The sequence below is a fragment of the Mesorhizobium sp. M2C.T.Ca.TU.002.02.1.1 genome (assembly GCF_003997225.1).
The window spans coordinates 1-13,270 of sequence record NZ_RZTO01000067.1 but is presented as its reverse complement, the minus strand read 5'-3'; the positions used below and the strand labels follow the sequence as shown (position 1 = coordinate 13,270).

The following is a 13,270-nucleotide window of genomic DNA, read 5'->3' as shown; positions in this document are numbered from 1 at the left end:
GTTTATATGTGCAAAAAATCACAGACGTTGCCCAAAGGATTGGCAGCCTCGGTTCGTCCAATCCCAATCCGGGTGCGATGGTGTGTAGCGGCAGGCCGCCCGTGACTTCGGACAAGGCCCGTGCCACATTTTGTACCCAATTTGTCCTGCAAAAGCCCCTTCTCGACGACAGAAGGGACAGCTCATGAGGGAGCCGCTTGAAATGGCAACAATCGCGCTTGTCGACGACGACCGCAACATTCTGACCTCGGTGTCGATCGCGCTTGAGTCCGAGGGCTATCGGGTCGAAACCTACACCGATGGCGCGTCGGCGCTGGAAGGCCTGGCGGCGCGGCCGCCGAATCTTGCCATCCTCGACATCAAGATGCCGCGCATGGACGGCATGGAGCTGTTGCGCCGCATGCGCCAGAAGTCGGACCTGCCGGTCATCTTCCTGACCTCGAAGGACGACGAGATCGACGAATTGTTCGGCCTCAAGATGGGCGCCGACGACTTCATCCGCAAACCGTTCTCGCAGCGCCTGCTGGTCGAGCGGGTGCGCGCGGTGCTCCGACGCACCAGCGCCCGCGAGGCGGCGGCCAAGGCGCCCAGCCAGCAGGCCCGCTCGCTCGAACGCGGCCAGCTGGTGATGGACCAGGAGCGGCACACCTGCACCTGGAAGGGCGAGCCGGTGACGCTGACGGTGACCGAGTTCCTCATCCTGCATTCGCTGGCACAGCGCCCCGGCGTGGTAAAAAGCCGTGATGCGCTGATGGATTCGGCCTATGATGAGCAGGTCTATGTCGACGACCGCACCATCGACAGCCACATCAAGCGGCTGCGCAAGAAGTTCAAGGCCGTCGACGACGACTTCGAGATGATCGAGACCCTTTACGGAGTCGGGTACCGGTTCCGCGAAGCTTGAGGTAGTGAATGGTCAATAGTGAATGGTGAATGGCGCGAGGGTCAATTCATGACCTGCCTCTGTCTCGGCTGCCCATTTTTCCATTCGCCATTCACCATTCACCAGACAGGGCCTGCTATTCGATGGCAGTGGAAGTAGAGCGAGGCAGACGGGCGGGCGCGGCAAAGCGTCCGCCGCGGATCGTGCCCGCCTTCGTGTCGAAAATCACGGTGCCGATGCGCCGGTTTCTCGGCCACCACATCTTCTCCAGCCTGACGCGGCGCATCCTGTTCCTCAACATGGCCGGCCTCGCCGTGCTGGTCACCGGCATCCTCTATCTCAACACGTTCCGCGACGGGCTGATCGACGCGCGCGTCGAAAGCCTGATGACGCAGGGCGAGATCATCGCCGGCGCGATCGCGGCTTCGGCGACCGTCGAGACCGACTCGATCAGCATCGACCCGGAAAAGCTGCTCGAGCTGCAGGCCGGCGAGAGCCTTGGGCCAGGGTCCGACCAGCTCGACAATCTCGATTTCCCGATCAATCCGGAACGCGTCGCGCCGGTGCTCAGGCGCCTGATCTCGCCGACCCGCACCCGCGCCCGCATCTACGACCGCGACGCCAACCTGCTGCTCGATTCGCGGCATCTCTATTCGCGCGGCCAGATCCTGCGCTACGACTTGCCGCCGGTCGAGGACGAGCAGCCGGACCTCCTGGAACGGGTCGAGAAATTCATCTTCGACTTCTTCCGCAACAAGGACCTGCCGGTCTACCATGAGCAACCCGGCGGCAATGGCGCGGCCTTCCCGGAAGTGGTCAAGGCACTGACCGGCAGCCCCTCGACCATCGTGCGGGTGAGCGAGCAGGGCGAGCAGATCGTCTCCGTCGCGGTGCCGATCCAGCGCTTCCGCGCCGTGCTCGGCGTCTTGATGCTGTCCACCGAAGGCGGCGACATCGACAAGATCGTCGCGGCCGAGCGCAAGGCGATCCTGCGCGTGTTCGGGGTGGCGGCTCTCGTCACCGCGATCCTGTCGTTGCTTCTGGCGTCCACCATCGCCAATCCGCTGCGCCGGCTTTCCGCCGCCGCCGTCAGGGTGCGGCGCGGCGTCAAGAGCCGCGAGGAAATCCCCGATTTTTCCGATCGTCAGGACGAGATCGGCAATTTGTCCATTGCCGTGCGCGACATGACGAATGCGCTTTATGCGCGCATCGAGGCGATCGAAAGCTTCGCCGCCGACGTGTCGCATGAGCTGAAGAACCCGCTGACGTCGCTGCGCAGCGCCGTCGAGACGCTGCCTTTGGCGAAGAACGATACGTCTCGCGCGCGTCTGATGGAGATCATCCAGCACGACGTGAAGCGGCTCGACCGGCTAATCACCGACATCTCGGACGCCTCCCGCCTCGACGCCGAGCTCGCGCGGGAGGACGCCGGAACCGTGGACCTGAAGAAGTTCATCACCGACCTCATCGCGGTCTCGCGCGAGACGACGCGCAACAAGAAGGCCGTCGAGATCGAGCTCAAGGTGGCCAAGCTGCCGGCCGGCGCCCGAGGCTATTTCGTTGTCGGCCACGACCTCAGGATCGGCCAGGTCATCACCAACCTGATCGAGAACGCGCGCTCCTTCGTGCCCGACGAGCACGGGCACATCGCGATCTCATTGGCGCGCGCGGGCAAGTTCAACATCATCACCGTCGACGACAACGGCCCGGGCATCCGGGCCGAGAAGATCGACCGCATTTTCGAGCGCTTCTATACCGACCGACCGGCCGGCGAGGCGTTCGGCCAGAACTCCGGCCTCGGCCTGTCGATCAGCCGCCAGATCGTCGAGGCGCATGGCGGCACGCTGACGGCCGAGAACATCCCCGGCACCAAGCCCGGCGAGATCAAGGGCGCGCGTTTCGTGGTGACGCTGCCCGCGGAAGGTTGATCGCCGAACCGAACATGCCGGACACCGCCACGAAGCCCCGCAACATCCATGGGACGGCCCTGCTGATCGGCGAGCATGGCGTGCTGATCACCGGGCCATCCGGCGCCGGCAAGACGACGCTGGCGCTGGCGCTTATCGATCATTGCCGCACCCGCGGCATGTTTTCCCGGCTGGTCGGCGACGACCAGTTGTTTGCAGCCGCGCATGGCGGCCGGCTGGTGTGCCGCGCGCCGGCAAGCATCGCCGGACTCTGCGAGGTGCACGGGATCGGGCCGCGGCCGCTGGCCTTCGAGCCGGCCGCCGTGATCGATCTGGTGGTTCGGCTTGTCGAACCGGCCGACATGGCGCGTCTGCAGGACGAGACCACGGAGACGATCGCCGGATGCCGGATGGCCCGCATCGACGTCGCCCGGCAGAATGTCACCGCCGCGCTGCCCATGCTGATGGCGCGGCTGTCGATCCAGCCTTTTTCATGATCCGCCCGGGGTTTTTTGCTGCGATGCGTCAAAATGGCCCGGGCCGCCGCAATTTTGGGCTTGTCAACCGGGCGTGCGTCGACAAGATAGCGCTCCCGCCGCCTGGAATGGCTGGCGAACATAAGATACGCCTGTGAAGCGGCGATGACGGGAGCCACCAGAGAATGATCGGACTCGTGCTCGTGACGCACGGTCAACTCGCCACCGAGTTCCGGCATGCCGTAGAGCATGTCGTCGGGCCGCAAGACAATTTCGAGACCGTGGCGATCGGCGCCGACGACGACATGGAGCAGCGCCGGGCCGACATCGTCGACGCGGTGGCGCGCGTCGACACCGGGGCCGGCGTCATCGTGCTCACCGACATGTTCGGCGGCACGCCCTCCAACCTTGCCATCTCGGTGATGGAATCCGGCCGCACCGAGGTGATCGCCGGCATGAACCTGCCGATGCTGATCAAGCTTTCCTCGATCCGCAAGGGCGACAACATGACCGCGGCGCTCGACGAGGCGCAGGCGGCGGGCCGCAAATACATCAACGTCGCCAGCCAGCTCCTGAGCAGCAAATGAACGCATCGGCGCCGCAGACGGACGAGGTTGTGCGGGAGTTCCCGATCATCAACCAGCGCGGCCTGCATGCGCGCGCTTCGGCCAAGTTCGTGCAGGTCGCCAGCGGCTTCGACGCCACCATCCATGTCGAGAAGGACGGCGTGAAGGTCGGCGGCACCTCGATCATGGGCCTGATGATGCTGGCGGCGAGCCCGGGCTATTCGATTCGCGTCATCGCCAGCGGCCCGGAAGCCGTGCCGGCCATGGACGCGCTGGAGCAACTGGTCGCCTCGCGCTTCGGCGAGGAAATCTAGTTCCCGGCTTCACATCTCGCTTTTCCAGGACATGCGCGCATAAAGATTTCTTTATGTCCCATTGTCGTATGGCGGCCGATCTGCTAGTCAGGCCGGCGATCGCGCCCTCCCTGCGCCTCCTGGCGTCGGCGCGCCTTTGAGAAAAAATCACACCGGAGCACTGCCATGACGGGTAGCAAGGACTATGTGGTCGCCGATATCTCGCTTGCCGGCTGGGGCCGCAAGGAGATCGAGATCGCCGAAACGGAAATGCCGGGCCTGATGGCCTGCCGCGAGGAGTTCGGCGCCAAGAAGCCGCTCAAGGGCGCGCGCATCACCGGCTCGCTGCACATGACCATCCAGACGGCGGTGCTGATCGAAACGCTGAAGGCGCTGGGCGCCGACATCCGCTGGGCCTCCTGCAACATCTTCTCGACGCAGGACCATGCGGCCGCCGCGATCGCCGAGGCCGGCATCCCGGTCTTCGCCGTCAAGGGCGAGTCGCTCGAGGATTACTGGAACTACACCGACCGCATCTTCCAGTGGACCGATGGCGGCACCTCCAACATGATCCTGGACGACGGCGGCGACGCCACCATGTACATCCTGCTCGGCGCGCGCGCCGAGGCCGGCGAGGACGTGCTGTCCAATCCCGGCAGCGAGGAGGAAGAGATCCTGTTCGCCCAGATCAAGAAGCGCCTGAAGGCCTCGCCGGGCTTCTTCACCAAGCAGCGCGAAGCGATCCGCGGCGTCACCGAGGAGACCACCACAGGCGTCAACCGCCTCTACCAGCTGCAGAAGAAGGGCCTGCTGCCCTTCCCGGCGATCAACGTCAACGATTCCGTCACCAAGTCGAAATTCGACAACAAATATGGCTGCAAGGAATCGCTGGTGGACGGCATCCGCCGCGGCACCGACACGATGATGGCCGGCAAGGTCGCGGTGGTCTGCGGCTATGGCGACGTCGGCAAGGGCTCGTCGGCCTCGCTGCGCGGCGCCGGCGCCCGCGTCAAGGTCACCGAGGTCGACCCGATCTGCGCGCTGCAGGCGGCCATGGACGGCTATGAGGTGGTGACGCTGGAAGACGCGGCCCCGACCGCCGACATCGTCATCACCACCACCGGCAACAAGGACGTCGTCACGCTCGACCATATGCGGGCGATGAAGGACATGGTGATCGTCGGCAATATCGGCCACTTCGACAACGAGATCCAGGTGGCGTCGCTGCGCAATCTGAAATGGACCAACGTCAAGCCGCAGGTCGACCTGATCACCTTCCCGGACGGCAAGCGGATGATCCTCCTGTCCGAGGGACGCCTGCTGAACCTCGGCAACGCCACCGGACATCCGAGCTTCGTCATGTCGGCCTCGTTCACCAACCAGGTGCTGGCGCAGATCGAGCTCTTCACCAAGCACGGCCAGTACCAGAACCAGGTCTATGTGCTGCCCAAGCACCTCGACGAGAAGGTCGCGAGGCTGCATCTCGACAAGCTCGGCGCCAAGCTGACCGAGCTGTCGGGCGAGCAGGCCGCCTATATCGGCGTGACGCCGCAGGGCCCGTATAAGCCGGAACACTACCGCTATTAACCAAAGCGAAATTATCTACCAGATATTGAAGCCGGGTGGTTGACTTTCCGCCCGGCTTTATTTTTTGCGCCAATGATTCTTCACGCCGATTCCAGCAGGCGTTATTGTTGTGATTCGCGGTCCGGGGACATGTTGGGCCGGGACGCATTCAGGGCGGTCTTGCATTCAAGCGGCGAAGAGGACCAAGACATGCCGGGGGATTACCCGCCACGCGCGGGAACGGCCGTTTCCGGCGGCCATGAGGATTCGAGCAAGGCCGGCCCCGCCGTGAGCGGCGGCGGTTTTCGCGGCGGCTTGCGGCTGGCCTCGCTGCTTGCCACCTCGGCGCTTGCCGGCCCGCTGCTCACCTTTGCCGCCCACGCCGAGACAGCCATTCCGGGAAAGGCCGCGGCGCCTGTCGGCACCGTCGAGGTCATGCAGCTCGCCATGTTCGTCGGCGTCATGGGCGCCGCACTGGTCTCGGCCATCTTCCTGATCCGCGAGCGCACGCGCACCGCCTCGCAGAATGTCCAGCTCAGGGCCCGCATCGCGGACGTCAACGCGGCGCTGCAGCGTTCCGAAGCGCTGCTCAATCTGCGCGACCAGCGCCTGGTGGTCTGGACCACGGACAACAAGAAGCCCGAGCTCATCGGCAGCCTGCCGCTGGACAGCGGCGCGCCCGACGACAGGTCCGCCTTCCTTGCCTTCGGCCGCTGGCTGATGCCGCGTTCGGCGGCGGCGTTGGAGCACGCGGTCGCCGCGCTGCGCGAACAGGCGAAAGCCTTCGACCTCATCATCGAAACGCAGGCCGGCGTGCCGCTGGAGGTGCATGGCCGCAAGAGCGCGGCGCATGTGCTGGTGCGCTTCGTGTCGCTGTCGGAGACGCTGCGCAACCAGGCCAGGCTGAAGATCGAGAACCAGCGGCTCAGCGCGGATTACGACACGATGGTCGGCCTGCTCGACGCCTTGAAGATGCCGGCATGGCTGCGCGCCGCGGACGGACGGCTGCAATGGGTGAACCGCGCCTATGCCGAGGCGGTGGAGGCCGAAAGCGCGGCCGCGGCCGTGCGCGACGCCAAGGAATTCCTCGGCGGCCAGGCGCGCGAGCAGATCGCCGAGCAGCACAAGTCGCGACCGGTCTTCGAACAGACGCTTTCCACCGTGATCGAAGGCGACCGCCGCATGTTTGCGGTCACCGACTTCGCCGGCGCCGACGGCTCGGCGGGGCTTGCCTGCGACACAAGCGCGGCCGAGACGATCCGCGCCGAATATGAGCGGACCGTGCGCAGCCATGCCGACACGCTCGACCAGTTGAACACCGCGGTGGCGATCTTCGACACCGAGGAAAAGCTGCGCTTCTTCAACCAGGCCTTCCAGAAGCTTTGGGGTCTCGACTCGGGCTTCCTGCTCAGCGCTCCTTCCAACACGCTGCTGCTCGACCGGCTGCGCTCGGAAGGCAGGATCGCCGAGCAGCCGGAATGGCGGCGCTGGAAGGAAAACCTGCTCAGCGCCTATCGCGCCGTCGAATCGCAGGAGCATTGGTGGCACCTGCCGGACGGCAAGACGATCCGCGTGGTGGCGAACCCGCAGCCGAAGGGCGGCGTCACCTGGGTGTTCGAGAACCTGACCGAGAAGATGGACCTCGAAAGCCGCTACCAGACCGCCGTGCGGGTGCAGGGCGAGACGCTGGACAACCTCGCCGAAGGCGTGGTCGTGTTCGGTCCGGACGGGCGGCTGCGGCTATCCAATCCGGCCTTCGTCGCGCTGTGGGGGCTGACGGCGGAGGCGGTCAAGCCGAACGTCCATGTTTCGGCGATCCGCGACCTGTGCGACCAGCGCGCCGCGAACAGCCCGTGGGGCGGTTTCGTCGCCGCGGTCACCGGCTTCGACGACGAGCGCCGCGACCGCCGCGGCCAGATCGAGCTGATGAACGGCAACGTGATGAGCTACGCGGTGATCCACCTGCCCAACGGCCAGGTGATGATCACCTTCGTCGACGTCACCGACACCGTCAATGTCGAACGGGCGCTCAAGGACAGGAACGAGGCGCTGGAGAAATCCGACCAGCTGAAGAACGAATTCGTGCAGCACGTGTCCTATGAGCTGCGCTCGCCGCTGACCAACATCATCGGCTTCACCGAGCTTTTGTCGCTGCCCGCGACCGGACCGCTGACGCCGAAGCAGCGCGAATATGTCGAGCATGTCGGCTCGTCGTCATCGGTGCTGCTCACCATCGTCAACGATATCCTCGACCTGGCGACCGTCGATGCCGGCATCATGCAGCTCGACATTTCCGAAATGAACATCGACCGGACGATCGCCGCGGCCGCGGAACTGGTCGCCGACCGGCTGGACGAACACCGGATCAAGCTCGAGATCGATGCGGCGGAAGCGCCGGCAAGCTTCCATGGCGACGAGACTCGCATCCGCCAGATCCTCTACAATCTGCTGAGCAACGCGGCGAACTACGCGCCGGAGGCAAGCACGATCCGGCTCACCTGCCGCCGATTGGCCGACGGCGTCGAATTCTCGGTGCATGACGACGGCCCCGGCATGCCGCCGGACGTGCTGGAATCGGTCTTCCGCCGCTTCGAGCCGCGCGCCAATGGCGGACGTCGGCGCGGTGCGGGGCTCGGGCTCTCGATCGTCAAGAGCTTCGTCGAACTGCATGGCGGAACCGTGCGCATCGAGACCGCAGAAGATAAGGGCACCACGGTGATCTGCACCTTCCCGGACAAGCCGTCCGGAATCCCGGATACGCCGGCCGGCATCCGCGACGCGGCCGAGTAGCGCGGCCTATATGACAGGGATGGTGCTGGAGCGTTTTCTCGCCGACGAGGCGGCAACGGCAAGGCTTGGCGAGGACCTTGCCATGGCGTTGCGCGCCGGCGACGCAATCGCGCTGAGAGGCGATCTCGGCGCCGGCAAGTCGACGCTCGCCCGCGCGCTGATCCGCGCGCTTGCGGACGATGCCGGCCTCGAAGTGCCGAGCCCGACCTTCACGCTGGTGCAGAGCTACGAGACGCGCGTTCCGGTGCATCATTTCGACCTCTACCGCCTCTCCGCGCCGGACGAGCTCGACGAGCTCGGCCTCGACGATGCGCTCAGCCAAGGCGCGGCGCTCATCGAATGGCCGGAACGGGCCGGAGATCGTTTGCCGGCAAACGCGCTTTGGGTCGATCTTGCCGAACACGGCGAAGGCCGCGTGGCGCGGCTTTCCGGGCAGGGACCGGTCTATGACCGCGTGGCGCGATCGCTGGCCATGCGCGATTTCCTGGCCATTGCCGGCTGGGGCGACGCCGGCCGCCGCCATTTCGTCGGCGACGCCTCCGCGCGCTCCTATGAGATCGTCTCGCTACCGGGCCAGGAGCCGCGCGTGCTGATGAACTCGCCGCGCCTCGTGCTCGGGCCGCCGGTGCGCGACGGCAAGCCCTATGCGGTGATCGCCCACACGGCGCAATCCGTCAGCGCCTTCGTCGCCATCGACAGGGCACTGCTCGCGAACGGTGTCAGCGTGCCGGCGATCCACGCCCAGGACCTCGACCAGGGTTTTTTGCTGCTGGAGCATCTCGGATCGGAAGGCTTTTTGAGCACCGACGGCCAGCCCATCGCGAAACGCTACGAAGCGGCGGCGGAGCTGCTGGCCATGATGCATGGCAAGGCCTGGCCCGATCACATGGAAGCGGCGCCGGGCGTGGCCCACGACGTGCCGCCTTTCGATCGGGACGCCATGCTGATCGAGGCCGATCTTCTGGTCGACTGGTATGTGCCGTGGATCACCGGCGAGCCGGCAAACGACGACTTGCGGGCGGGCTATCACCAGGTGTGGAATGCCCTTCTCGACCGCCTCGCAGGCAGCGAATACACGCTGATGCTGCGCGACTTCCATTCGCCCAACATCATCTGGCGGGCGGAGCGATCCGGCCTCGACCGGCTCGGCATCGTCGACGTCCAGGATGCCCTGATCGGCCCGGCCGCCTATGACGTCGCCTCGCTCGCGATGGATGCGCGTGTCACCGTCTCGCCTGAGATCGAGCGGCGGACGGTTGCTGCCTATGTCGCGGCCAGGCGCGCCGCCGGCGCCTTCGACGAGGCCGGTTTCGCCGAGGCCTATGCGATCATGGCGGCGCAGCGCAATTCGAAGATACTCGGCATCTTCGTGCGGCTCGAAAAGCGCGACAGCAAGCCCTACTATCTGAAACACCTGCCGCGCATCCGCGATTATCTGAGGCGGTCGCTGGCGCATCCGGCGCTGGCCGGCCTGAAGGAATTCTACATGGCCCATGGCCTGCTCGAGGAACGGGTCCCATGAAACCCCCAACCATGACGCCGAAGACCGCGATGGTGCTGGCGGCCGGGCTGGGCAAGCGCATGCGGCCGATCACCGACACGATGCCCAAGCCGCTGGTGAAGATCGCCGGCAAGACCCTGCTCGACTGGGGGCTGGACAGCCTGGAGGCGGCCGGCGTCGCCAGGGCTGTCGTCAACGTGCACTATCTGCCCGAGCAGATCGTCGCCCATGTCGCCCATCGACGCGCACCGAAGATCGTCATCTCCGACGAGCGCGAAGCGCTGCTGGAATCGGCGGGCGGCATCGTCAAGGCGCTACCGCTTCTGGGCAACGAACCGTTCTACATCATCAATGCCGACACCTTCTGGATCGACAAAGGCGAACCCAGCCTCGAGCGCCTTGCCCTTGCATGGGACGCCGCCAGAATGGATATTCTGCTGATGCTTACCGATCTCGACTCAGCGACCGGGCATTGCGTCGGCACCGATTTCCTGGTTGCCCCCGATGGAGCCCTACGGCGCTCGAAGGGCGATCCGGCGGGCCTGATCTATGCGGGCGCCGCGATCATTCATCCGCGTATCTTCAAGGACGCGCCCACCGGCTCGCATTCGCTCAATGTCTATTTCGACAAGGCGATCGCCGCCGGGCGCCTGTTCGGCTTGAAGATGAACGGACGTTGGATCACCGTCGGCACACCGGACGCAATACCTGCCGCCGAAGCGGCCGTCGCCGGCGCGCTCGCAACCGCATCGGCCCGAAAATCGGTTCCGATTTTCGGTAAGCACGATGCGTAGATTCAAAGGGTTAGATCGTCCTTTGTGCGCCCAAACGGGCGCACGGCGATCTAATGCGGTATGAGCGGCGCGCGCCGCGTCTTTTCCATCCCTCCCGGAGCGCCGTTCCTGCCGACGCTGGCCGGAGCGTTGCTCGACGGACGCCTGATCCCCGGCTTCCGCTTCGACGGCGAGCCGCTGGCGCTCGCCGACGCCACCATCTATGTGCCGACGCGCCGCGCCGCGCGGGCCCTGCGCGGCGCCTTTGTCGAAATGCTCGGGAAACGCTCGGCCATCCTGCCGACGGTGCGGCCGCTCGGCGAGTTCGACGAGGACGAGGCGGCCTTCGACGCGGAAGCGGCGCCGGCGATAGACCTCGCCCCACCGATCGCCGCGCAGGAGCGGCTGCTTTTGCTGGCGCCGCTGGTGCGCGCCTGGAAGGAAAGCCTGCCGGCGCATGTCCGAGAGCGGTTCAACGAGGAATTCGTCGTGCCGACCTCGGCCGCCGACGCCATCTGGCTGGCGCGCGATCTTGCCCGGCTGATGGACGAGATCGAGACCGAAGGCACGGACTGGGCGAAGCTCGCGACGCTGGTCACCGGCAATCTTGCCGGCTGGTGGCAGGTGACGCTCGACTTCCTCGGCATCGTCACCGACAACTGGCCGGAACTGCTCAAGGAGCGCGACCGCTCCAACCCGGCCGCGCATCGCAGCGCGCTGATCCGGCTGGAAGCGGCGCGGTTGAAGCACAACCCGCCGGCCGGACCGGTGATCGCCGCCGGTTCTACCGGCTCGATCCCCGCTACCGCCGAACTGCTTGCCGTGATCGCCGGCCTGCCCAATGGCGCGGTCGTGCTGCCCGGGCTCGACCGCGAGCTGGACGATGCATCCTTCGCCGCGATCACGGCGCCCGGCGCGCGGCCGGCAACGCTCGGCCACCCCCAATACGGCCTCGCCAAGCTGATCGGCGGCATAGGCGTTGCGCGCCGGGACGTCGAAGACGTCGTCGCGACGCAGCAACCGCTTGCGTTGCGCGCGGCGCTTGTCGGCGAGGCGCTGCGGCCGGCCGAAACCACCGAATACTGGACCGAGACGCGGCCGCGCTTCACGGCACATGACATCGAACAGGCGCTTGCCGGCGTGACGCTGGTGGAGGCGGCGAACGAGCGCGACGAGGCGGCGGCAATCGCCATCGCGCTGAAGCGCGCCGTGGAGACTCCAGGCAAGCGCGCGGCGCTCGTCACCGGCGACCGCGCGCTGGCGCGACGGGTCTCGGCCGAGCTTCTGCGTTTCGGCGTCGTCGCCGACGATTCCGGCGGCGCGCCGCTCCTCAACACGCCGGCCGCCAGCCTGCTGAGGCTGGCGCTGAATGCGGCGTTCCGGCCCGGCGATCCGGTGGGCCTTCTCGCCTTGCTCAAGCATCCGCTGCTTGGGCTCGGTCTCGAACGCCCTAGCGTGCGCAAGGCTGCCGAACTTATCGAGCTGGTGGCGCTGCGCGGCGGCACGGGTCGGCCCGATGTCGCATCGCTCGGCGCTCTTTTCGAGACACGGCTCGCGGAGCTGAGCGGCGACACCCGTCAGCCTTTCTGGTTTTCGCGTCTCACCGTGCGCGGCATCGAGCAGGCACAGGGCATGCTTAGCCACCTTACCAGCGCGCTCCTGCGCCTCACCGCGATGCGCGACGAGAAGGACGCCGACATCGCGACGCTGACGCGCGCCAGCGTTGCTGCGCTGGAGGATCTGGGCCGCGCGCCCGATGGCAGCCTGGCCGAGCTCTATGCCGGAGACGCCGGCGAAAAGCTCGCCGAGCTGCTGCGCGGACTGGTGGCAGCGTCATCGCCCTTCACCTTCGCCGCTTCGGAATGGCCCGACGTGATGGAGGCGCTGATCGCGCCGGAGACGGTGAAGCCGGCGCAAGGCACCGACCGCAACATCGCGATCTGGGGCGCGCTGGAAGCCCGATTGCAGAATGTCGACACGCTGGTCATCGGCGGGCTCAATGAAGGGGTCTGGCCGCGCAAGCCCGAGAGCGACCGCTTCATGTCGCGGCTGATGAAGACCGGCATCGACCTCGAGCCGCCGGAACGGCGCATCGGCCTTGCCGCGCATGATTTCCAGATGGCGATGGGCACGAAAGAGGTGGTGCTGACGCGCTCGGCGCGCTCAGGCGATGCGCCGGCGGTGCCGTCGCGCTGGCTGCAGCGCATCCTGACCTTCATCGGCAAGGAACCGGCGGCGGCCCTGCGTGGCCGCGGCGACGCGCTGCTTGGCTGGGCGCGGGCGCTCGACGCTGGCGAGAAGAAGGATTTTGCCCCTCGCCCGCAGCCCAAGCCGCCGCTCAGCATGCGCCCGCTGCATTTCTCGGTCACCGAGATCGAGACTTTGCGCCGCGACCCCTACGCGGTCTATGCGCGGCGCATCCTCGGGCTCTCGCCGCTCGAACCTTTGATCCGCGATCCGGGCGCGGCCGAACGCGGCACGCTGTTCCACGAGATCCTGCATCTGTTCTCGCGGC

Annotated in this window: 11 protein-coding genes; all 11 read left to right on the top strand. The window is 66.3% G+C overall.

Annotation, left to right across the window (positions count from 1 at the left end):
• A partial coding sequence (locus tag EOD07_RS38085; protein WP_206519422.1) for a hypothetical protein occupies positions 1-188 on the top strand: 188 nt, incomplete at its 5' end.
• A 14-nt stretch (positions 189-202) separates the two neighbouring features.
• Positions 203-904 carry a response regulator transcription factor gene (locus EOD07_RS05910; protein WP_006201274.1) on the top strand — a complete coding sequence of 234 codons (702 nt, stop codon included), beginning with the start codon at positions 203-205 and terminating at the stop codon, positions 902-904.
• Between the two features lie 122 nt (positions 905-1,026).
• On the top strand, positions 1,027-2,811 hold the full coding sequence (locus EOD07_RS05905; RefSeq protein WP_041003680.1) for a sensor histidine kinase: 1,785 nt from the start codon (positions 1,027-1,029) through the stop codon (positions 2,809-2,811).
• A 14-nt stretch (positions 2,812-2,825) separates the two neighbouring features.
• Complete coding sequence (locus tag EOD07_RS05900; RefSeq protein WP_127234334.1) at positions 2,826-3,287, top strand: HPr kinase/phosphorylase; 462 nt, start codon at positions 2,826-2,828, stop codon at positions 3,285-3,287.
• 164 nt (positions 3,288-3,451) lie between these two features.
• The gene (locus tag EOD07_RS05890; protein WP_040986851.1) at positions 3,452-3,853 is read left to right on the top strand and encodes a PTS sugar transporter subunit IIA; all 402 of its coding nucleotides are present in this window, start codon (positions 3,452-3,454) and stop codon (positions 3,851-3,853) included.
• Positions 3,850-4,146, top strand: a complete 297-nt coding sequence (locus EOD07_RS05885; protein ID WP_041000039.1) for an HPr family phosphocarrier protein — start codon at positions 3,850-3,852, stop codon at positions 4,144-4,146. The genes EOD07_RS05890 and EOD07_RS05885 overlap by 4 nt, the downstream gene beginning before the upstream one ends.
• Positions 4,147-4,311: 165 nt before the next feature.
• Positions 4,312-5,712 carry an adenosylhomocysteinase gene (ahcY, locus tag EOD07_RS05880; RefSeq protein ID WP_040986847.1) on the top strand — a complete coding sequence of 467 codons (1,401 nt, stop codon included), beginning with the start codon at positions 4,312-4,314 and terminating at the stop codon, positions 5,710-5,712.
• Between the two features lie 189 nt (positions 5,713-5,901).
• On the top strand, positions 5,902-8,481 hold the full coding sequence (locus tag EOD07_RS05875) for a PAS domain-containing sensor histidine kinase (RefSeq protein ID WP_127234332.1): 2,580 nt from the start codon (positions 5,902-5,904) through the stop codon (positions 8,479-8,481).
• Positions 8,482-8,491: 10 nt separating this feature from the next.
• Positions 8,492-10,003, top strand: a complete 1,512-nt coding sequence (gene tsaE, locus EOD07_RS05870; protein WP_127234331.1) for a tRNA (adenosine(37)-N6)-threonylcarbamoyltransferase complex ATPase subunit type 1 TsaE — start codon at positions 8,492-8,494, stop codon at positions 10,001-10,003.
• Positions 10,000-10,776: a nucleotidyltransferase family protein gene (locus tag EOD07_RS05865; RefSeq protein WP_245469882.1), complete on the top strand. Its 777-nt coding sequence runs from the start codon at positions 10,000-10,002 to the stop codon at positions 10,774-10,776. Before tsaE ends, EOD07_RS05865 begins: the two co-directional genes overlap by 4 nt.
• 60 nt (positions 10,777-10,836) lie before the next feature.
• A partial coding sequence (gene addB / locus EOD07_RS05860; protein WP_127234330.1) for a double-strand break repair protein AddB occupies positions 10,837-13,270 on the top strand: 2,434 nt, incomplete at its 3' end.

What these genes read in the sequence shown, in the direction of transcription:
- EOD07_RS05910 (WP_006201274.1), top strand. Translation starts at nt 203, where the DNA reads ATGGCAACAATCGCGCTTGTCGACGACGACCGCAACATTCTGACCTCG.
- EOD07_RS05905 (WP_041003680.1), top strand. Translation starts at nt 1,027, where the DNA reads ATGGCAGTGGAAGTAGAGCGAGGCAGACGGGCGGGCGCGGCAAAGCGT.
- EOD07_RS05900 (WP_127234334.1), top strand. Translation starts at nt 2,826, where the DNA reads ATGCCGGACACCGCCACGAAGCCCCGCAACATCCATGGGACGGCCCTG.
- EOD07_RS05890 (WP_040986851.1), top strand. Translation starts at nt 3,452, where the DNA reads ATGATCGGACTCGTGCTCGTGACGCACGGTCAACTCGCCACCGAGTTC.
- EOD07_RS05885 (WP_041000039.1), top strand. Translation starts at nt 3,850, where the DNA reads ATGAACGCATCGGCGCCGCAGACGGACGAGGTTGTGCGGGAGTTCCCG.
- ahcY (WP_040986847.1), top strand. Translation starts at nt 4,312, where the DNA reads ATGACGGGTAGCAAGGACTATGTGGTCGCCGATATCTCGCTTGCCGGC.
- EOD07_RS05875 (WP_127234332.1), top strand. Translation starts at nt 5,902, where the DNA reads ATGCCGGGGGATTACCCGCCACGCGCGGGAACGGCCGTTTCCGGCGGC.
- tsaE (WP_127234331.1), top strand. Translation starts at nt 8,492, where the DNA reads ATGACAGGGATGGTGCTGGAGCGTTTTCTCGCCGACGAGGCGGCAACG.
- EOD07_RS05865 (WP_245469882.1), top strand. Translation starts at nt 10,000, where the DNA reads ATGAAACCCCCAACCATGACGCCGAAGACCGCGATGGTGCTGGCGGCC.